We start from the raw sequence: 19,785 nt of genomic DNA, 5'->3' as shown, positions 1-19,785 counted from the left end.
CCTTCACAGCGGAAGCGTAACGGCGCCGAGGATGATGGCGAGAAGCAGGACGAGGCCCGCGTCGCGGTTAGACCTGAACAGTCTCAGGGCGAGGGCGGGGTCGTCCGGCCGCAGCCGCCGGGTCTGGCGCAGCAGGTGCAGGGCGTAGAGCGACAGCGTCAGCCAGAACAGCGGCCCGAGTCCGGCCGTCGCGCCCGCCGCGCCGGCGAGGACCGCGGCGACGAAATAGAACAGGCTGACCCCGGAGCGGACGCTCCCGCCCAGCCGCCGCGCCGAGGACTTCACCCCGACCATGGCGTCGTCCTCTATGTCCTGCAGGGCGTAGATGGTGTCGTAGCCGAGGGTCCAGAACACGCCGCCGAGGTAGAGAAGCAGGCCGGGGATCCAGGCCTGCCACGCCATGGCCAGCGCGTGGCTCCCCTCAGGCGGCGCCTGCCACCAGAAGGGACGCAACTCCTCGCGCAGTTCCGGCGCCAGGATGACGGCGGCGGCCAGCGGCAGGGCGGCGGCGGAGCCCATCAGGGCGCCCCAGTTGAAGGTCAGCCCCAGCCACGCCTGCGGCCACCAGGTGATGCGCTTCATGAAGGGGTAGGCGGCGACGAGGGCGAGGGAGGCGACGCCGAGCAGGATGGCGGTCCGGTTCAGGGTGAGCAGGACCAGCAGGCTGACGAGCGAACAGCCAATGACGAAGGCCCAAGCCTGCTTCACCGAGATGCGGCCCGAGGGGATCGGCCGCAGGGCCGTGCGCGCCACCTTCGCGTCGATGTCGCGGTCGACGATGTCGTTGAAGGCGCAGCCGGCGGCGCGCATCAGGCAGGCTCCCAGGGCGAAGCCGAGGAACAACCAGGCGTCGTAGAGGTCTGGCGCCTTGCGATACTGCGCCAGCGCCAGGGCGATCCCCTGCCAGCCCGGCAGCAACAGCAGCCAGATGCCGATCGGCCGGTCGAAGCGGCCCAGCCTGAGCCACGGCTTCAGCCCCTCCGGCGCATGCCGGTCGACCCAGTTGGCGCCGGCGTCGGGCAGGGGGGCGGAACTCATGGCGGAGGTTGTAGCGGGGAGGGGGCCTCGTTCCAACCGCCGGCGCCGCCCGGAATCAGAGCTCCAGCTTCTTCAGCACCGGCCGCAGGTTCGCCTCGGCCGCGCGGAAGTCCTTCCAGGGATCGGCCTTCCTGAGCAGGGCGGCGGCGTCGTGCAGCGTGTAGGCCTTCGGGTCCAGCCCCTTCCTCACCTGACCCCAAGACAGCGGGAAGGCGATTCCGGCGCCGGGGCGCGCGCGGGGGGACCAGGGGGCGACCGCCGTCGCCATGCGGCCGTTGCGCAGGTAGTCGAGGAAAATCTTTCCGCCGCGCGCCTTCTTGGCCAAGGTGGTGGTGAAGCGGTCCGGATGCGCCCGGCGCATGATCTCGGACACCTCCTTGGCGAAGGCCTTGCACTGGTCCCACTCGACACGGGCCTTCGCGTCGGCGCGGATGGGCACGACCACGTGCAGTCCCTTGCCGCCGGTGGTCTTGACGAAGGGCGTCAGGCCCAGCCCCTCCAGTTCCCTGCGCACCATCTTCGCGGCGTCGATGACGTCGTCGAAGTCGAGGCCCTCGTCGGGGTCGAGGTCGAAGGTGACCTGCTCCGGCGTCTCCGGATCGTCCGGCTTGCAGCCCCACGGATGCAGTTCCAGCCCGCCCGACTGGCCGATGGCCACCAGGCCGCCGACGTCGCTGACGCCGACGTAGGGCTTGCGCTCCTTCACGTCGATCAGTTTCAGCCGCGGGTTCGAGCCGGGCATGGCGTGGCGCTGGAAGAACTTCTCGCCGGTGATGCCCTCGGGCGCGCGGATGATCGACACCGGCCGATCGGCGACGTGCGGCAGGATGCGCTCGGCCGCCATCTCGTAGTAGCGGACCAGCTCCGCCTTGGTGATCGCCGGCTTTCCGTCGGCGGCGGGCCAGAGGACCTTGTCGGGGTTGGAGATGGTCACCCCGGACACGACCAGCTTGCCCTTGCGCGGCTTCTCGCCGGGGACGGTCAGGCCGGGCAGGTCGGCGGGGTCGCCCTTCTCCTTCGACGCCCTGGCGGGCGCCTGGGGTCGGTCGGTGACCTCCGCGGCCGGCTTGTCGTCGCGCAGCCCCTTGAAGGCCGCCTGGCGGATCGAGCCGGTGTCGGTGTAGCCGCCGTGCTCGATCTCGGCGACGAGGGTCGGCGTCGTCCAGTGGGTGGTCTGGCCGGCGGTGCGCGTCTTCTTCGGCGCGCCCTTGCCGACGAAGGGGCTACGGTCGGTCTCGGCCGCCTTCAGGGCCGGCAGCAGGGTCTTCAGCAGGGTCTGGTTGTAGCCGGTGCCGACGCGGCCGAGGTGGCGCAGCCCGTCCTTGTCCCTGACCCCGACGATCAGCGAGCGGAAGCGGCTGCCGCCCTCGGAGGTCCAGCCGCCGATGACCACTTCGTCGCGGCCGCGGCATTTGGATTTCAGCCAGGTCGTCGAGCGGCCGTCGGTGTAGGCGGCGTCCAGCTTCTTGGAGATGACCCCTTCGAGGTCCATGCGGCAGGCGCTCTCGAGGATGGCCTGGCCGGTGGTGGCGAAGTGGTCGACGTAGCGGATGCGCCCGCGCACCTTCTTCGGAATGCGGTCGATGTACGCCTGCAGGCGGGCCTTGCGGTGCGAGAGGGGCAGCTTGCGCAGGTCCTCGGGGCCTTCGAAGAGCAGGTCGAACGCGAAGTAGACCAGGTCGCCGGTCTTCCCGTCCGAGATCGCCGCCTGCAGGGCCGAGAAGTCCGGCATATGGTTCTCGGCCAGGGCGCACAGCTCGCCGTCGATCACCGCATCCGGCCACTGCGCCGCGTCGGCCGCCAGCTCGGGGAACTTGGTCGACCAGTCCAGCCCCTTGCGGGTGCGGATGGTGGCCCGCCCTCCGCCGGCCGCCACCTGAAGGCGATAGCCGTCGAACTTGATCTCGTGGGCCCACCCGCTCCCCTGCGGCGGATAGTCGGCCACCTTGCACAGCTGGATCGGCACGAAGGCATGCGGCCTGGCGGACTTCTCCGTCACCGCCGCCCGCGCCTTCGGCTTTGGCGGCGCCTTTCGGTCCGTCTTCTTCGGTGAGCCCCAGCTCTTCTTCCCCTCCGCGATCTCGGCCAGCGAACGGCCGGTGGTCACCGAGGCGTCGATCTCCATGTTGGCGTCGCCCTCGCCGGGCACGGCGAAGGCGTCCTTTTCCTTGATCAGCAGCCAGTTGTTGCGTTTGGACGGCTTGCCGCGGTCGCCCTTGAGCCGGATGAGCGCCCACTTGCCCGAGAGCCGCTCGCCGTGGAGCACCATCTTGACGTTGCCGCGGGCGAAGGCGGCGTCGAGGTCGTCCTCCTGCGGCTCCCACTCGCCAACGTCCCACATCTGCACCGTGCCGGCGCCGTAGTTGCCCGCCGGGATGGTCCCCTCGAACGAGCCGTAGTCCAGCGGGTGGTCCTCGACCTCCACCGCCAGCCGCTTCACCGCCGGGTCGCGCGACGGCGCCTTGGTCACCGCCCAGGACTTCAGCACGCCGTCCAGCTCGATGCGGAAGTCGAAGTGCAGCCGCGTCGCCGCGTGGCGCTGGATCAGGTAGCGCAGGCCGGACTTGCGGGCGCGGCCCTTCTTCCCGGCGGGCTCGGGCGTGGCGGAGAAGTTCCGCTTCTTCTTGTAGGTGTCGAGTTCGCCCTTGGCCGCCATGTGTTCCCGAACGCCCAAGCTGCGCCGTCGTTGCTAGGGATGAACGGTCTCGCCGTGCTGGGTGTAGTCGAGACCCTCGATCTCCTCCTCCCGGGTCACCCGCAGGCCGGTGGTGAAGCGGCAGACCATCAGGATCAGGAAGGTGCCGACGGCGGACCAGGCCATGACCGCGACGAGGCCGATCACCTGCTTCAGCACGTCGGCGCCGGCGGCGGCGGGGTTGACCGCCTCGCTGGCCAGGACGCCGGTCAGGATGGCGCCCACGATGCCGCCGACGCCGTGGACGCCGAAGGCGTCGAGGCTGTCGTCGTACTTCAACGAACGCTTCAGCCAGGTCACGCCGGCGTAGCAGGCGGGGCCGCAGAGCAGGCCGATAAGGCAGGCGCCCTTCGGGTCCACCAGCCCCGCCGCCGGCGTGACGCCGACGAGGCCGGCGACGAGGCCGGAGAGAAGTCCAAGGAGGGTCGGGCGACGGCGGGCGATCCACTCGACCGCCAGCCAGCCGAGGGCCCCCGCGGCCGCGGCGAGCAGGGTGTTGAAGGCCGCCAGTGCGGCGATCCCGTCCGCCGCCCAGGCCGAGCCGGCGTTGAAGCCGAGCCAGCCGACCAGCAGCAGGCCGGTCCCGATGGCGGTCAGGGCGAGGTTGTGCGGGGCCATGTTGTCGCGGCCGAAGCCGTGCCGGGGGCCGAGCACGAGACAGGCCACCAGACCCGCCACACCGGCGTTGACGTGGACCACGGCCCCGCCGGCGAAGTCGAGCACGCCCAGCGATCCCATCCAGCCGCCGCCCCAGACCTGGTGACAGATCGGCGCGTAGACCACGAGGTGCCAGAGGGTGAAGAACAGAAGGGCGGCCGGGAACCTGATCCGTTCGGCGAAGGCGCCGGCGATCAGGGCCGGGGTGATGATGGCGAAGGTCAGCTGGTAGGCGATCCAGAGGAACTCGGGCAGGCCGGGCGCGAGGGCGTGGGCGGTGGCGGGACCGACGCCATCGAGAAACGCCGACTGCAGTCCGCCGACCACGCTGTTGACCGGGCCGGGACCGGCGCCGAACGCAAGGCTGTAACCGGCGACGAACCAGAGGACCGTGACCACGACCATGGCGGCGGCGGCGTGGGCGATGGTCGCGATCAGGTTCTTGCGCCGCACCATGCCGCCGTAGAACAGCGCCAGACCCGGCAGGGTCATCAGCAGGACCAGGGCGGTGGACGTCAGGATCCAGGCGGTGGCGGCGGCGTCGAGATCCAGCGCCGTCTGGTGCGGCAGAAGCGGCAGGGCCAGCGCGGGCGTGGGCCCCGCCGCCGCAGCGCCGAGGAGGACAGGCAGAAGGAGGACTGATCGGCGCATGGCGCTCCGCGTTCGGCTGATGCCGGTCCGTGGCCCCACGCCCGACCCGCGGAACCGGATAGGAGCTTATTGCGCTGCAACGCGCAATATTTTTTCTTGTGCGCCGCAGCATGCTGCGGCGCCGCTTCCTGCCGCGGCTCGCGTCGCATGCCTGATGCACGAATTTGCCGGGCCGCCCCGACGAAAGAGGCTTGCCACCGGGCCGTGCGCGTTTACCACTTGCGTTTGCACGTTCCAGCGTCGCTCAGGGGGTTCTTCATGCGCACCATCCGCCTTGCCCTGCTCGGAGGCGCGGCTTCGGCCGTCCTGTTGCTCGGCGCCGCCGGCGCCCAGGCCCAGGTCGTCGACCTCGCCGCCGTCGCTCCGGCCGCCTCGGCCGTCCAGGCCAGAGAGCAGCTGCCGCCTCTGCCCGAGGTCGATATCCCCTACACCCGGTTCACCCTGAACAACGGCCTGACGGTGATCGTCCACGAGGACCACAAGGCCCCGATCGTGGCGGTGAACATCTGGTACCACGTCGGCTCCAAGAACGAGCCGCAGGGGCGGTCGGGGTTCGCCCACCTGTTCGAACACCTGATGTTCAACGGCTCGGAAAACTACAACACCGACTTCTTCAAGGGCACGGAGCTGCTGGGGGCGACCGACCAGAACGGCACCACCAACACCGACCGGACCAACTACTTCCAGAACGTGCCGACCTCGGCGCTGGACTCGGTGCTGTGGCTGGAAAGCGACCGCATGGGTCACCTCCTCGGCGCCATCGACCAGGCGCGGCTGGATGAGCAGCGCGGCGTGGTCCAGAACGAGAAGCGGCAGGGCGAGAACCAGCCCTACGGGCGGGTGTGGAACGCCATCACCGCCGCGACCTACCCGGACGACCACCCGTACGGCCACACCGTCATCGGCTCGATGGACGACCTGAACGCGGCCGACCTGCCGACCGTCCAGCAATGGTTCCGCGACTACTACGGCCCCGCCAACGCCACCATCGTGCTGGCCGGCGACATCACGCCCGAGGAGGCGCGCGAGAAGGTCGAACGCTACTTCGGCGACATCCCGCCCGGCCCGCCGGTGACCCAGCCGGTGCAGATGATCTCGCGGATGACCGGCGAACTGCGCGAGACCATGTACGACCGCGTCGGCCAGCCGCGTCTCTACAAGGTGTGGAACACGCCGCCGGGCGGCACGGCCGAGTCCGACTACCTCGGCATGCTGGCTCAGGTCCTGACCTCGGGCCGCAGCTCGCGGCTGTACCGCCGCCTGGTGTTCGACGAGCAGATCGCCACCCAGGTCGCCGCCTTCAACGCGGAGCGCGAGATCGGCAGCCAGTTCATGGTCATGGTCACCGCCAAGCCGGGCCAGGATCTCGACCGCATCGAGGCCATCGTCGACGAGGAGATGGAACGGCTGCTGCGCGACGGCCCGACCGCCGAGGAGCTGGAGCGGGCCCGCACCAGCGTCGGCGCCGCCTTCGTCCGCGGCATCGAGCGTATCGGCGGCTTCGGCGGCAAGTCCGACATCCTCGCCGAGAGCCAGGTGTTCCAGGGCGACCCCGGCGCGTGGAGGGCCTCCTACCAGCGCCTGCTGTCCGCCCGGCCGGCCAATCTGACCGAAGCCGGGCGCGAGTGGCTGACCGACGGCAGCTATTCGCTGCAGGTCCTGCCCTTCCCCGACTACGCAGCCAGCGCGACGGGCGTGGATCGCAGCCAGGGCATGCCGCCGCCCGGATCGACCGAACAGGCGGTCTTCCCCGACATCGAGCAGGCGCAGCTGTCGAACGGCATGAAGGTGCTGTTCGTGCGGCGCGAGAGCGTGCCCACGGTGTCCATGAACCTGATCCTCGACGCCGGCGCGGTGGTCGATGCGGACGCCCGGGCGGGGTTGGCCCAGCTGACGCCGTCGGTGATGACCAACGGCACCGATACTCTCGACGCGCTCGAGATCAGCGACCGGCTGCAGCTGCTGGGCGCCACCCTTGGGGCCGGCTCCGGCACGAATTCGACCAACGTCTCGATGACGGCGTTGAGCTCGCGGCTCGATCCGTCGCTGGACCTTTACGCCGACGTGATCCTGAACCCCGCCTTCCGGCCCGAGGACTTCGAGCGCGCGCGGGCCCAGCAGATCGCCGGCATCCAGCAGGCCGACCGCAACCCCGGCGCCATCGCCCGCCGGGTGCTGAACCGGGACATCTACGGTCCGGAGAGCCCCTACGGTCGTCCGGCTTCCGGGACCGCCGAAACGGTCGCCGCCCTGACCCCCGCCGACGCCGAAGCCTGGCACGCGACCTGGTTCCGGCCCGACAACGCCACCCTGGTGGTGGTCGGCGACACGACCCTGGCCGAGCTGACGCCGAAGCTGGAGCGGGCCTTTGCGGGCTGGCGGGCGCCCTCGACGCCGTTGCCGGAGCGGCCTGGCCCCGCCGACGCGCCGGAGGCGGGGCAGCCGCGGGTGCTGATCGTCGACCGCGCCGGACCGCAGTCGACCATCATCGCCGGCCGCGCGGTGGCGGCGTTCGATCCGGCCACGGAGGCGGCGATCGACACCATGAACACCGCCCTGGGCGGCGCCTTCACCAGCCGCATCAACATGAACCTGCGCGAGGACAAGGGGTGGTCCTACGGCGCCGGCGGCGGCGTACCCTTCGGGCGTGGTGAGCGGATCTATGCAGTCAGCGCCGGCGTGCAGTCGGACAAGACCGCCGAGAGCCTGGTCGAACTGCGGCGCGAGCTCACCGAGGTGGTCGGCGATCGTCCGCTGACCGACGAGGAGATCGCCGCGGCCCGCGCCAATATGGTCCAGGGCATGGCCGGCAACTGGGAGACCAACGCCGCCATCGCCGACGAGCTCCAGAACATGGTCGTCTGGGGGGTGCCGCACGACTACTACGACACCTACGCGACCCGGGTGAGCAGCATGGACGGCGCGCAGGCTACCGAGGCCGCCCGCGGGATCGTCGGCGACGGACCCACGACCTGGGTGGTGGTCGGCGACCGGGCCTCTATCGAGCCGAAGATCCGTGCGCTCGGCATCGGCGACGTGCAGGTGGTGGACATCCACGGCCAGCCGGTCCCGTAGGGCCGGGTCGCCGCGGACGAAAAGCGGGGGCGGGTCCGGCGAGGGCCCGCCCCTTCTTCGTCGGCGGCTCCTAATCGGGGGCCCGGCGCATTTCCGTGACGACGTCAGCGGGCGGTCGGCTGCTCATGGTCCCTGCGTTCGCGAGCCACGCGTCCAGTCGCGCGTTGATGGCGCGACAGGGGGCGATGTCGATGACCTGGGCGATGCAGGCGGTCTGGAAGGCGACGACCTCCGCGGCGGTGCAGGCGGCGCCCTCGCGCCAGCCGGTCTCGCTCAGGCAACCGCGTCCGTAGCGCCAGTGGTACTCGCTGCCGGCGGTGCGGCCGTAGCGCCAGAAGTAGGACGAGCCCGCTTCGCGACCGTAGCGCCAGAAGTAGGCCGACCCGCTCCGATTGCCGAAAACCAGATAGTAGAAGGAGCCCGTCCGGTCGCCGTAAAACAGATCGTGGCCGGAAGGGTAGCGGTCGCCGTACTCGAAGTAGTGACGGGAAAGCGGTCCTCGCCCGTCGTCCCATTCCCGTTCGCCCCAGGCGTAGCCGGGCGAGGTCTGGGGCGCGGCGGCGAGCACGGCGGCGGCGAGGGCGGCTGCGAGCATGGCGGGTCTACCGGTCGGAGTGGCGCATGCGCGCAAGGATGTCGGCGAAATAGCCGGGGCCCGCGAAGTCGGAGCGGGTCGCCCAATCGTCGAACAGGGCGTTGACGGCGCGGCAGGGGGCGATGTCGATGGCCTCGGCCACGCACAGGACCTGCAGGACTCTCACCTCCGCCGCGGTGCAGCTCGTGGTGTTGGCCCACCCGTAGCGGCTCAGGCAGCCGCGGCCGTTCTCCCAGTAATGCCGGCTGCCCGGCTCGTGCCCGTTCCTCCAGAAGTGGCGACTGCCGGGACGCACGCCATTCTCCCAGAAGTGGGACGACCCCGCCGAGGTGGCGTTGAACAGGTGATGGATGGACCCGGGCCGGGTGCTGTTGAGCAGGTAGTGGGCTGACGGAAACCCGGTCCGGTTCTCGAAATAGTGGCGCGACAGAAAGCCGGCGCCGTTGCGCCACTCGTGCTCGCCCCATCGTGCGGGTTCGCCGGCCGCTGGAGCGGTGGTCTGGGCGACGAGGGCGAGGGCGATGGCGGCGGCGAGCATGCAGGCTCCGTCGTGGCGCTGATGCCGCGAAGGCTGCTGCGGAGCCGCCGCAAGGTCAATGCCGCGGCCCTTCCGGAACCTGACGGGCCCGATGGTCGTCCAAGCGCTGAAAAACACCTCGTGGGGGCTGCCTCGGATGATCCGCTTGAAGGTGACGCTATGGGAGCCGTTGATCCGTACAGACAGATTCGATGAACCTGTCTGTACGCGCGGCGCCGCAGGCGGGCGCGCCAACAGCTTGCCGGGTCGCAACATTCGAAAGCTTCAGCAGCCGTTGAAGGCCTTTTGCAGCACGCTGGGTTCAGTCGGGTGCAAGGTCCGTGATCCCCAGCTCTTGCAGTGAGCGGGAGATGGGGCGCCGCCAACCCGTCTCGCCCCGGGCTCGAGCATCCGCGAGCGCATCCTCAAGAGCGAAGGGGTCATCGACGCGCAGCGCCTCAATGAGTGCGCCGGCCTGTGCGAGATCCTTGGCTCTCTTCAAGCGGCTCGCGGCGTCTCTCCGTTGGGCGAGGATCAGCTTGTGCACGGCGAAGCGCGCCGGCTGAGGTACGTTGACCAGAACGCCCGAACCCCAAAGCGCGGCTGTGCGCACCGCATCTTCGATCAGCCAGGCCAGATGCTGCAGCGGCGCCGCTCCTGCAGCCAGGGCTGCAAGTTCGAGCGGATTGGGATCGTCTCGTTTGCGGGTGGGCGTTACGAGCTCCACGAGATAACCGTCGGCGTTCCGAAATCTCGACCGAGACGCCTTGCGCGAAAGCTGTGGGAGCCCCTCGAACGTCTCGTCCGCGCGCTTGAGGATGGCCTCAAGCTTCTCGGGCGGATCGGCCGTGAGCGCAAGGCTGGCTGCAGCGACATCGACGTCGCCGGTCATGAGCGTCGGAGAAGGCAGACGGCTCCCCACCAAGGGTTCGCTGAGAAGGTAGGCAGAGGTTCCGACGAGCACGGCCCCAGCGCGGAACAGCCCGGCATGTGCGAGTGCATCCAGCACTGCTCCCATTGTTCGATCGGGAGCGGCAATTCCCTGGCTTCTGAGCGTCGACACCAAGCGCCGTCGTTCCGCTGCAAGCGACGCCCCGAGTTGAAGAGCCTTCGCATGCGCCTCGGCTTCCTTGTCGCCAGCCTTGCCGACAAACTGATCTATACGGGTGCTGCCGACCCGGACTTTCGCATAGATGTATTCGCCGGCCTGTGTCGTCCGACGATAGACGGATCCAGCCGCGGGAGCGGTCTCGAGCTGTTGTTGCAGCTCTGCGATGAGGGTGCGCAGCGTCGGGCTGATGGGTCGCCTCATACAGACACTTATGCCGAACCTGTCTGTATAAAGCGAGCGGTTCGTGACCGACGGTACGCGTGCGAGCGTGCTGTCTGCAAAGCGACCCGCGGCAGTCGCCTCAGACGTCGTAGAAGCCCCGGTACCACTCCACGAAGCGGTGGACGCCGACGTCGATGGGCGTCTTCGGGTCGTAACCGAGCGCCAGACGAGTCTCGGTCACGTCGGCTTCGGTGCGGGTCATCTCGCCCTCCTGGGTCGGCAGGACGTTGAGGATCGCCTTCCGCCCCAACGCCTGTTCCAGCACCTCTATGTAGCGCGACAGCTTTTCGCGCCGGCCGGCGCCGAGATTGAGCAGCCGCCAGGGCGCGACGCCGCTGGTCGCCTGGCCCGGTGCGTCGGCGCGCCAGGCCGGATCGGCGGCCGGGACGTCATCGAGGGCGGCGACCACGCCGTCCACGATGTCGTCGACGTAGGTGAAGTCCCGCTCCATGACGCCCTCGCCGTAGACGTCGATCGGCCGGCCCTCGAGAATCGCGCCGGTGAACTTGAACAGGGCCATGTCCGGACGGCCCCACGGGCCGTAGACGGTGAAGAAGCGCAGGCCCGTCGAGGGGATGCCGAAGATGTAGGCGTAGGAATGCGCCATCGCCTCGTTGGCGATCTTGGTGGCGGCGTAGACGTTGAGCGGGTGGGCGACCCCCTGCTGCACCGAGAAGGGCAGGGCCGCGGAGGCGCCGTAGACCGAGCTGGTCGAGGCGAACACGAGATGCTCGGCCTGCACCGCGCGGGCGCCCTCCAGCACGGTCAGGAAGCCGATGACGTTGGAGTCGACGTAGCTCTCCGGATTCTCGACGCTGTAGCGGATGCCGGCCTGGGCCCCGAGGTGAACGATGCGGCGCGGCGCGTGCTCGGCGAACAGGGCGCGCATGCCGTCGCGGTCGGCGAGGTCGAGGGTGTGATGGACATAGCCCGGCAGGGCCTGGAGCCGCTCAAGCCGCGCCCGCTTGAGGGCCGGGTCGTAATAGGCGTTGAGATTGTCGACGCCGACGACGGTCTCGCCGCGCGCCAGCAGCCGGCGCGCGGTGTGATAGCCGACGAAGCCGGCCGAGCCGGTGACGAGGACGGGACCCTTGCTCATCCGCCCTCGTTAGCTCCGGCGGGGCCGTTGCACCAGCGTCAGCGGGCGTAGCGCTCCTCGACGGGGGCGTAACGATCCCAGACGGCGCGGTCGGCCAGCGAGCGGAGCAGCTTGACGTATTCGGCGTGCGTCCAGGCCAGGGGAGTGGCGGAGTTGGTGCCCTGGCCGAGCTCGTAATCATGCGCCGTCGGGTGGCCGACGCCGTCCCATGCCTGCTCCGGCAGCAGCAGTCCGCCGTTGGCGAAGGATTCCATGCCGCGAACGTAGACGTTGCGGATCGGGGTCAAGTCGCTCTCGCCCCGCGCGAGGCGGACCGACAGCTCATAGTGCCCGCGCTCGCCGGTGAAGAAGGGCCACAGCCGGCCGCGCTGGCCGGGGTGCATCTCGCCGCCGACGCCGTAGTTCCCGCCGGTGTCGGTCTGCTCGCCGTAGCCATCGTTGCCGTAGCGGCGGAAGGCGGGGACGCCGTTCACGTCGTAGCGGACGCGAAAGCGATCCTCGCGGGTCTGGTCGTCGTATTCGGGCAGGGTGGCGAGGATGGAGGAGGCGCCCGGCGCGCGCACGCCGTAGCGGACCAACTCAAGGAAGCCGCCGTCGATGATCTTGTCTTCCGCATGCGCCGGCTGGCCGTTGTTCTCGCCGATCGGGGCCTTGTCGTTGGGATCCTCGTTGCGGGTGATGCGCACGAAGTAGCGGCCGTCGCCCCATTCGCCGTTGGTGGTGAACATCCGGCTCTCGATCTTCGAGGCGTAGTCGTCAGCGGCGGCCTGGTAGCGGTCGGCCGAGGCCGGATCGCCCGAGGCGCGGGCGATCTCGGCGGCCGTGGTCAGGCCGGCGATGACGGCCGCGGTGGTGGAGGGCGAATAGCCCTCCTGCTCCTCCCAGCGTTCCTGCTGGGTCCACGGCGGGGTGATGGTTCGGTCGTTCCAGAGGATGCCGACCGTGCCGCCGTCGACGAGGAAGTCGGCGGCCGGCTTGATCATCCGGCCGTACATGGCGGTCATCTCGGCGTCGGAAACGAGGCCGGCCTTCCACAGCTTCCAGCCCAGCATGATCGGCATGGCCGTCTGGTCGAGCTGGACCCCGACCCATTCGATCTCGCCGTCGACGTGGGTCTTCTGCAGGAACCAGCCGGTCGCGCCGGTATTGCCGGGGGTGTCGGCGTCGACCTGCACCTGCGGCAGGTATCGGAAGGCGGCCAGCGGGCTCTCCGTGTCGCCGAGCGCCAGCAGCGCCATGGCGACCTGGTAGAAGTCGCGCGGCCAGACCGCCTTGTAGCCGGTCGAGGGATTGGAGGCGTCGACGGTGTCGCCCCACGGGTTCGACAGCGAGGCGATCAGGGCGCCGGCGTGGGTGCGGTCCTCCTGCACCTTGAGCATCAGGGCCGAGGCGTAGGCCAGCCGGCCGCCGTCGGTGGACTGTTCGGCGAGGCGGGGCAGCTGGTCGAGGGAGGCGATGTAGTCCTCCCAGCCGACGCGCTCGCCCTCGCCGTTGAAGCGCGCGAGGACCTCGTCGAGGCCGGCGGCAAAAGAGGCGTCGGCTGCAGCGGCCGCGGCGGCGCGGGTGTCGCCGAAGCCGATCACGAAGTCGCGGGTCAGCGACTGACCGGCGCGGATCGTGGGCAGAGCGCCAGTCAGCATGATGTTGCCGGGGGCGTCGCCGGTCGTGCGGTAGAGGGCGTCGAGATCCCCGTCGGCGAGGTCGGTCAGACCGTCCGAGGCGCCGACGAAGCCGGCGCTGGCGGCCGCGAAGGGCTGACTGGGGCGCAGCGCCATGTGGACGTCGCCCTCCGAGGCGAAGAGGCCGCTCGTCATCGCCTCGCCCTGGTCGCCCACCCCGGTGTTGGCCATGTGCGGCTCAAGCAGAAGGTAGGGCGTGATGTCCCCCTCCAGCGCGCGGAGCGTCGTGCGGACCACCAGCGCCTGCCGCTCGGGATCCGTGAAGATGCGCTTCTCGATCTGGTAGCGACCAGCCTTGTCCGTGGTGATCACACGGTAGGCGGGGGAGAGGGGGCGCCCTTGCGCGTCCACGTGCAGATATTCCGTGCGGTGGGTGGTGTCCGTGCCCTCGACCGACGAGCCGTCTTCGGTGACCACGGCGAAGCGCAGCTGCTTGATCTGGGCCTCGTGGATCAGGCCGTACATGGTCTCGGTCAGGACACCGTCGGCGATGGAGAACCAGACGCGGGACACGTCGCCGGTGGAGCCCCCATCGCGGTACTGGCCGTCGACGTAAGCCTCGTACGAGGCGCCGGCGCCAGTCTTGGCGGCGTTGACCCATGTGGGCGCAGCGCCGGGCGCGCCGGGGGCGACCGAGGGGACAGGGTCGAGCGCTACGCTCCCGTCCGGCATGGCCGGCGTCGAGGCGCAGGCGCCGAGGGCGACGAGGGCGGTTCCGGCGAGGAGGGTCGGGATCAGGCGCATGGCGGGCTCGTCAGGCTAAAGGCGGCAGCAGGAAGGTCAGGGGGACGTCGAGGCGCTGGTTCCAGCTGGCCTCGTTGTGCGCGGCGCCGGGGAAGACCAGCGAGCGAAAGCGGTCGGGGCCCCAGCCGGCGGCGCGAACGGTTTCGTCGATGCGCGACTGGAACTCGGCGTAGAAGGTGTCGAGCGTCTCGTCGCCGCGATCGAAGTAGAGGCGATGGGCTCCGGGCGGCGGCAGGCCGTCGCGCACCACGCCGGTCCAGGCGGCGACCAGCCGCTCGCGCCACTGGTCAAGGGCGGCCGGGTTCTCCAGCGCTTCGATCTTCAGCGGCCAGTGGGTCGAGACGCAACCTGCCGCGCCGAAGACGTCGGGCCGGGTCATCAGGGCGTGGAGCGAGATCAGCCCGCCCATGCTGGAGCCCATGATCACGGTGTCGTCGCGGCCGGGGCGGGTGCGGTAGGCGCTGTCGACGAACGGCTTCAGCTCGTTGACGAGGAAACGCAGGTAGCCGTCCGAGAGCGGTTCGCCGCCGTAGATGCCGAGGAGGTCCGTCCGCATGTCCCCGGGCAGGGCGCGGATCAGGCCGGAGGGCAGGTATTCGCGCAGGCGCAACGGCGTGTTGCCGACGCCGACCACGATTGGCGTGCGGACCTGGCCAGTTGCAGCCAGGCGGGCCAGGTGCTCGTCCACGCCCCATTCGGCGCCATAGGGTGCGCGGCCCGCGTCAAACAGGTTCTGGCCGTCGTGCATGTAGAGCACCGGCCAGCGGGCGGCGGGGTTCTCGTCATAGCCGGGCGGCAGCCAGACGGTGATGTCGCGCGGCCCGGCGTGGGCGGAGGGGAAGGCGGGGTGTTCGACCAGCCGACCCTGCCGGGGGGCGTCGGCGCGCGCGGCCGAAGCCATGGGCAGGGCGGCGAGCCCGGCCAGCAGGCTGCGCCGCGACGGGGTCACGCGCCCTCCTTGGGGACCAGCAGGCTGGCGCCGGCGGCGATCAGGAAACTGACGGCGCCGAGGATGAGGGCGAAGATCGGCTGGCCGCCGAAGACGCCGTTCAGCACGGCCCCGAGGAGGGTGGCGGCGACCAGCTGGGGCACGACGATGAAGATGTTGAAGACGCCCATGTAGAGGCCCATCTTCCGGCCCGGCACGGCGTTGGCGAGGATGGCGTAGGGCATCGACACGATGCTGGCCCAGGCGAAGCCGACGCCGATCATCGGTAGCCACAGCATGGCCGGATCGCGGATCAGGAAGACGCCGAGGAAGCCGGCGGCGCCCAGCGTGAGGTTGACTGCGTGGGCGCCGCGCAGGCCGGTGCGGGCGGCCAGCACCGGGATCAGGAAGGCGGCGAGGGCGGCGACGCCGTTGTAGACGCCCATCAGCACCCCGACCCAGTTGGCCCCCTCGCCGTAGCCGGCCGAGGTCGGGTCGGGCGAGCCGTAGTGAACGGCGGTGACCGCCGGGGTCAGGTAGATCCACATGGCGAACAGGGCGAACCAGCTGAAGAACTGGACCACGGCCAGGCCCTGCATGGTCTTCGGCATGGCGAAGATGTCGCCCATGATGGCGGTCAGGGCGTTGGAGCGCCCGGCCGCCTCGAGGGCGCCTGCGGCCATCTGCATCAGTCCGAAGGCGAGCACGAAGCCGGCGAGGATGTAGAGCTCCTTCTGCAGCTCGAAGGCGCCCACCGCCGCCACGCTGAGAGAGCCGGCGAGAGCCCACAGAAGCCCGCCGGTGTACCAGGCCGATTGCGTGCGGGCGGCGCCCGGCGCGTGACCCGCGTCGCGCCCGGCCTCGAAGGCGTCGAGCTGTGCGGGGCTGTATTCGCGGGTGGTGAAGACGGTCCACAGCACCGCCGCCAGCAGGGCCGCGGCGCCGACGTAGAAGGAGATGCGGACCGCCATCGGCACCACGCCCTCGGGCGCGGTGGACGCAACCGAGAACCACTCAGTCAGCATCCACGGCAGGCAGGAGGCGAACACCGCGCCAGCGCCGATGAAGAAGCTCTGCATCGCATAGCCCGCAGTGCGCTGCTCCTCGGGCAGGTTGTCGCCGACGAAGGCCCGGAACGGCTCCATGGTGATGTTGATCGAGGCGTCCATGATCCAGAGCATCGACGCCGCCATCCAGAGCCACGGGCTGTGGGGCATGATGATCAGCGCCAGGGTGGTCAGGATGGCGCCGACCAGAAAATAGGGCCGGCGCCGGCCGAGCCGCGTCCAGGTGCGGTCGCTGAAATAGCCGACGATGGGCTGGACCAGCAGGCCGGTCAGGGGAGCCGCGATCCACAGGATGGCAAGGCTGTCGACCTCGGCGCCGAGGGTCTGGAAGATGCGGCTGGTGTTGGCGTTCTGCAGGCCGAAGCCGATCTGGATGCCGAAGAAGCCGACGCACATGTTCCATATCGACCATCCGCTCAGGCGCGGGCGCACGGCGGCGGCGGCGCCGGGAGCGAGGCCTTCGGGGGTGGTGGTGGTCATGGGCGTCGGCCTCCCCGCCGATCGTCAGGTCAACGGCGGGCGCGGCCCAGCGGCACGAAGCGGATGGCCTGGCCGCCGCCGGGGGCGAGGCGCAGGGTCAGCACGTCGGCCGAGGTGACCTCGCGGGCCGAGATGTCGATGGCTGTGCGGTGGTCGGTGAAGTTGGCCCCCGGACCGTCGGCGTAGATCTCGGCGCGGTAGCGGCGGCCGGGATCGAGGAAGCCGAGCGGGGCGGTCAGCACGCGCGGGCGTTCGTCGGTGATCGAGCCGAGGAACCACTCATCCGAGTTGCGGTCCTTGCGGGCGATGGTGACGAAGTCGCCGACTTCGCCGTTCAGCACCCGGGTGTCCTCCCAGTCGACGGCCACGTCCTTGATGAACTGGAACGGGGCCGGATTGGCCTCGTAGTTCTCCAGCAGGTCGGCGGCCATCTGGATCGGGCTGTAGATGACCACATAGAGGGCCAGCTGCTTGGCCCAGGTGGTGGCCACGCCCTCAGGGACGCGAGTCTGCATGCCGAAGATGCCGGGGGTGTAATCCATCGGCCCGGCCAGCAGGCGGGTGAAGACCAGGTTGGGTTCGTGCTCCGGCGGATTGGCCGGCTGGCCCCAGGCGGCGTACTCCATGCCGCGCGCGCCCTCGCGGCTGATGGTGTTCGGATATGTCCGGCGCAGGCCGGTGTCCTTGATCGGCTCGTGGGCGTTGACCGCGACCTCGTACTTCGCCGCCGTCTCGACGACGTGCAGGTGGTGCCGGGCCATGTGCTGGCCCTCGTGCCAGGCCAGGGCCGAGCCGCCGTTTCCGTCGGCCACGCGGGCCCCGCCGGCGTCGGCGACGTAGCCGGTCTTCACCGAATGCCAGCCGAAGCGCTGCATCTGCGCGAAGGCGGCGTCCAGCTGCTGCTCGTAGTGGAAGGCGTTGCCGCCGGTCTCGTGGTGGCCGACGATCTCGACGCCCTTCTGGCGGGCGTAGGCGGCGACGCGCTCGATGTCGAAGTCGGGGTAGGGCTGGGTGAAGCTGTAATTCCAGCCGGTCCCGAACCACTCGCCGTCCCAGCCGACGTTCCAGCCCTCGACCAGCACGCCGCCGAAGCCGTGCTCGGCCGCGAAGTCGATGTGGCGCATGGTGTATTCGGTGGTGGCGCCGTGCTTGGGACCCGAGTTCCAGCTTCTGGTGTCGAGGTGCATGTCCCACCAGATGCCGACGTATTTCATCGGCTTGAACCAGCTGACGTCGCCCAGCTTGTTGGGCTCGTTGAGGTTCAGGATCAGGCTGGATTCGACCAGCCCGCCGGCCTGGTCGGCGATCTGCAGGGTGCGCCAGGGGGTATGGAAGGGGGCCTCGCGCACGACCGCCGCGCTGGTCAGGCCCGGCGTCAGCATGGCGCGGAATTTGCCGCCCTCGACCCGGCGCAGGTTCATGCCGGAATAGTCGACCAGCGCCGCCTCGTGGATCGAGATGTGGGTCCCGTCCTCGAGCCGCATCGTCAGCGGGGTCTGGCTGACGCCGACCGCGTCGATGTCGGTCCGGTTGTAGAGGTATTCGGCGCGATTGTACTCGAAGGCCGGCAGCCACCAGGCCGTGCCCGGGTCGGCGACCGCGAACTCGGTCAGCTCGGCGCCGATGTTGACGGTCTTGAGGTTCTCCTGCTCCGGGAACTCGTAGCGGAAGCCGAGGCCGTCGTCGTAGAGGCGGAACACCACGTCCATGCGGCGCATGTCGCCCCAGCGTTCCTGCAGCTGGACGCGCAGCTCGTTGTAGCGGTTGCGGATGAAGCGGCGCTCGCCCCACGGCTGCTCCCAGGTCTCGTCATGGCTGGTGACGCTCTGATCGAGGATGCCGAAGGCGCGCTCCAGCTTCTTCGCGTCGGTGAGCAGGAAACCCAGCCGGGACGGGGCGATGATCCGCCGTCCCAGCCGGCTGACCGAGTACGAGACGAAGCCGTCGTTGTTGGCCTCCACCTCGACGGAGAGCACACCCTCCGGGGAGGCGGCGCGGGCGACGCCCGGCTGCGGCCCGCCGGCCGGGGCGGCTTCCTGGGCCGAAGCGGCGACCGGAACCGCGGCGATCGCGGCGCTGGTGGTGATCAGGGAACGGCGGTTGATCATCGGGAGACGCTCCGGGAACAGGGACTTGCCAAGCGCGGCCGCAGCGGCGCAGAACAAGCAAGGTTTGCAGCAAAATTTGCAGCCATGCCATTCGCGAGAAACCAAACGTGAGCCGCCGCAACACCCGCCTCGAGGATCTGGCCCGGCTGGCGGGCGTGTCGATCTCGACGGCCTCGCGCGCCCTCAACGACAGTCCGGCGGTGAACCCGCGGACCAAGCAGCTGATCTGGAAGCTGGCGCGCGAGCATGATTATCCCTTCCGGCGCTACATGCCCTCGGGCCCGGTCGGCGCGGAGGGGGTGATCGCCCTGGTCACGCCTCGGCCGCAGGGACGCGAAGGGCGGCTGAGCGACCCGTTCTTCCTGGAACTGCTGGCCGGCGTCGGCGAGGCGGCGCGCGAGCGCGGCTGCGACGTGATCCTGAGCCATTTCTCGCCGATCAGCTATGAGGATCTGGTCGCGGCGATGAACACCCGGGCCGACGGAGTGATCTTTCTCGGGCAGAGCTTCCTGCACCAGAGCCTGAACCGGCTGGCCGAGACCGACGGCCGCTTCGTGGTCTGGGGCGCCCAGATGCCGGACCAGCTGTACTGCTCGGTCGGATCGGACAACCTCGCCGGCGGCCGCCGCGCCACGCGGCATCTGGCGCGGCTCGGCCGCAAGCGCATCGTCTTCCTCGGCGATCTGGACCCGCCCGAGGCCATGCAGCGCCACCGCGGCTACCTGGAGGCGCTGGAGCAGACCGGGCTCGGCGTCGACCCGGAGCTGATCATCGAGGCCCATTTCGAGGTCGAGTCGGCCGAGGCCTCGGTCGACGGCCTGATCCGGCGCGGCGTACCCTTCGACGGCATCGTCTGCGCCTCGGACCAGATCGCGCTGGGCGCCGTGCGGGCCCTGTTGCACGCCGGCCTGCGCGTGCCGGAGGACGTGTCGGTGATCGGTTTCGACAACGTCCCGTTCAGCCGCTACGCCCGCCCGGCCCTGACCACGATCGCCCAGGACACCATGAAGGCGGGGCGGCTGCTGGTCTCCAAGCTGATCGACAACCCCGGCGACTCCGTCGGCCGGTCGGAACGGATCCCGACCGACCTGATCGTGCGCGAGAGCTGCGGGGGCTAGA

The 19,785-nt window shown here is 69.9% G+C and carries 13 protein-coding genes; 2 read left to right on the top strand and 11 right to left on the bottom strand.

Translation table 11 applies throughout. From position 1 onward, the window contains the following. Nucleotides 1-3 precede the first annotated feature (3 nt). From BM333_RS00205 to BM333_RS00195, 3 genes are read right to left on the bottom strand one after another with little or no spacing between them, the layout of a single operon-like run. On the bottom strand, nucleotides 4-1,038 hold the full coding sequence (locus BM333_RS00205; RefSeq protein WP_092306119.1) for a UbiA family prenyltransferase: 1,035 nt from the start codon (nucleotides 1,036-1,038) through the stop codon (nucleotides 4-6). 55 nt (nucleotides 1,039-1,093) lie between these two features. Next, nucleotides 1,094-3,694, bottom strand: a complete 2,601-nt coding sequence (gene ligD, locus BM333_RS00200; protein WP_092306118.1) for a DNA ligase D — start codon at nucleotides 3,692-3,694, stop codon at nucleotides 1,094-1,096. Between the two features lie 33 nt (nucleotides 3,695-3,727). Next, entirely contained in the window at nucleotides 3,728-5,041 is a 1,314-nt protein-coding gene (locus BM333_RS00195) for an ammonium transporter (RefSeq protein WP_092306117.1), read from the bottom strand. A 258-nt stretch (nucleotides 5,042-5,299) separates the two neighbouring features. Here BM333_RS00195 and BM333_RS00190 point away from each other — a divergent pair, with 258 nt between their 5' ends. Then, a complete protein-coding gene (locus BM333_RS00190) occupies nucleotides 5,300-8,116 on the top strand; it encodes a M16 family metallopeptidase (protein ID WP_177221764.1) in 2,817 nt (938 codons plus the stop codon). 70 nt (nucleotides 8,117-8,186) lie between these two features. Here the strand turns inward: BM333_RS00190 and BM333_RS00185 are convergent, their stop codons facing one another. The 8 genes from BM333_RS00185 to BM333_RS00150 form a co-directional block, all read right to left on the bottom strand. Next, the gene (locus BM333_RS00185) at nucleotides 8,187-8,711 is read right to left on the bottom strand and encodes a hypothetical protein (RefSeq protein ID WP_092306115.1); all 525 of its coding nucleotides are present in this window, start codon (nucleotides 8,709-8,711) and stop codon (nucleotides 8,187-8,189) included. A 7-nt stretch (nucleotides 8,712-8,718) separates the two neighbouring features. Next, nucleotides 8,719-9,249, bottom strand: coding sequence for a hypothetical protein (locus BM333_RS00180; RefSeq protein WP_092306114.1), 531 nt, complete (start codon nucleotides 9,247-9,249; stop codon nucleotides 8,719-8,721). 301 nt (nucleotides 9,250-9,550) lie between these two features. After that, nucleotides 9,551-10,540, bottom strand: a complete 990-nt coding sequence (locus BM333_RS00175; RefSeq protein ID WP_092306113.1) for a GSU2403 family nucleotidyltransferase fold protein — start codon at nucleotides 10,538-10,540, stop codon at nucleotides 9,551-9,553. Nucleotides 10,541-10,640: 100 nt separating this feature from the next. Continuing rightward, a complete protein-coding gene (locus BM333_RS00170; protein ID WP_092306112.1) occupies nucleotides 10,641-11,660 on the bottom strand; it encodes an NAD-dependent epimerase/dehydratase family protein in 1,020 nt (339 codons plus the stop codon). A 38-nt stretch (nucleotides 11,661-11,698) separates the two neighbouring features. Beyond that, nucleotides 11,699-14,083 (bottom strand): glucan 1,4-alpha-glucosidase, encoded by a 2,385-nt coding sequence (locus BM333_RS00165; protein ID WP_092306111.1) that lies wholly within the window; start codon nucleotides 14,081-14,083, stop codon nucleotides 11,699-11,701. Nucleotides 14,084-14,093: 10 nt separating this feature from the next. Continuing rightward, entirely contained in the window at nucleotides 14,094-15,032 is a 939-nt protein-coding gene (locus BM333_RS00160) for an alpha/beta hydrolase (protein WP_092306110.1), read from the bottom strand. Further along, the gene (locus tag BM333_RS00155; RefSeq protein ID WP_092306109.1) at nucleotides 15,029-16,558 is read right to left on the bottom strand and encodes an MFS transporter; all 1,530 of its coding nucleotides are present in this window, start codon (nucleotides 16,556-16,558) and stop codon (nucleotides 15,029-15,031) included. The genes BM333_RS00160 and BM333_RS00155 overlap by 4 nt, the downstream gene beginning before the upstream one ends. A gap of 29 nt (nucleotides 16,559-16,587) precedes the next feature. Further along, entirely contained in the window at nucleotides 16,588-18,666 is a 2,079-nt protein-coding gene (locus BM333_RS00150) for a glycoside hydrolase family 97 protein (RefSeq protein WP_092306108.1), read from the bottom strand. A 107-nt stretch (nucleotides 18,667-18,773) separates the two neighbouring features. Between BM333_RS00150 and BM333_RS00145 the strand changes: the two genes are divergently transcribed. Next, nucleotides 18,774-19,784 (top strand): LacI family DNA-binding transcriptional regulator, encoded by a 1,011-nt coding sequence (locus BM333_RS00145; RefSeq protein ID WP_092306107.1) that lies wholly within the window; start codon nucleotides 18,774-18,776, stop codon nucleotides 19,782-19,784. Nucleotide 19,785 lies beyond the last annotated feature (1 nt).

Source organism: Brevundimonas viscosa (assembly GCF_900116065.1).
Lineage (GTDB): Bacteria > Pseudomonadota > Alphaproteobacteria > Caulobacterales > Caulobacteraceae > Brevundimonas > Brevundimonas viscosa.
Note: the sequence above shows the minus strand (reverse complement) of the source record. Positions and strands in the feature narration are given on the sequence as shown.

Excerpts from the sequence above, each read along its gene's own strand:
- BM333_RS00150 (WP_092306108.1), bottom strand. The coding sequence starts at position 18,666 with ATGATCAACCGCCGTTCCCTGATCACCACCAGCGCCGCGATCGCCGCG.
- ligD (WP_092306118.1), bottom strand. The coding sequence starts at position 3,694 with ATGGCGGCCAAGGGCGAACTCGACACCTACAAGAAGAAGCGGAACTTC.
- BM333_RS00155 (WP_092306109.1), bottom strand. The coding sequence starts at position 16,558 with ATGACCACCACCACCCCCGAAGGCCTCGCTCCCGGCGCCGCCGCCGCC.
- BM333_RS00185 (WP_092306115.1), bottom strand. The coding sequence starts at position 8,711 with ATGCTCGCAGCCGCCCTCGCCGCCGCCGTGCTCGCCGCCGCGCCCCAG.
- BM333_RS00205 (WP_092306119.1), bottom strand. The coding sequence starts at position 1,038 with ATGAGTTCCGCCCCCCTGCCCGACGCCGGCGCCAACTGGGTCGACCGG.
- BM333_RS00165 (WP_092306111.1), bottom strand. The coding sequence starts at position 14,083 with ATGCGCCTGATCCCGACCCTCCTCGCCGGAACCGCCCTCGTCGCCCTC.
- BM333_RS00180 (WP_092306114.1), bottom strand. The coding sequence starts at position 9,249 with ATGCTCGCCGCCGCCATCGCCCTCGCCCTCGTCGCCCAGACCACCGCT.
- BM333_RS00190 (WP_177221764.1), top strand. The coding sequence starts at position 5,300 with ATGCGCACCATCCGCCTTGCCCTGCTCGGAGGCGCGGCTTCGGCCGTC.
- BM333_RS00170 (WP_092306112.1), bottom strand. The coding sequence starts at position 11,660 with ATGAGCAAGGGTCCCGTCCTCGTCACCGGCTCGGCCGGCTTCGTCGGC.
- BM333_RS00175 (WP_092306113.1), bottom strand. The coding sequence starts at position 10,540 with ATGAGGCGACCCATCAGCCCGACGCTGCGCACCCTCATCGCAGAGCTG.
- BM333_RS00195 (WP_092306117.1), bottom strand. The coding sequence starts at position 5,041 with ATGCGCCGATCAGTCCTCCTTCTGCCTGTCCTCCTCGGCGCTGCGGCG.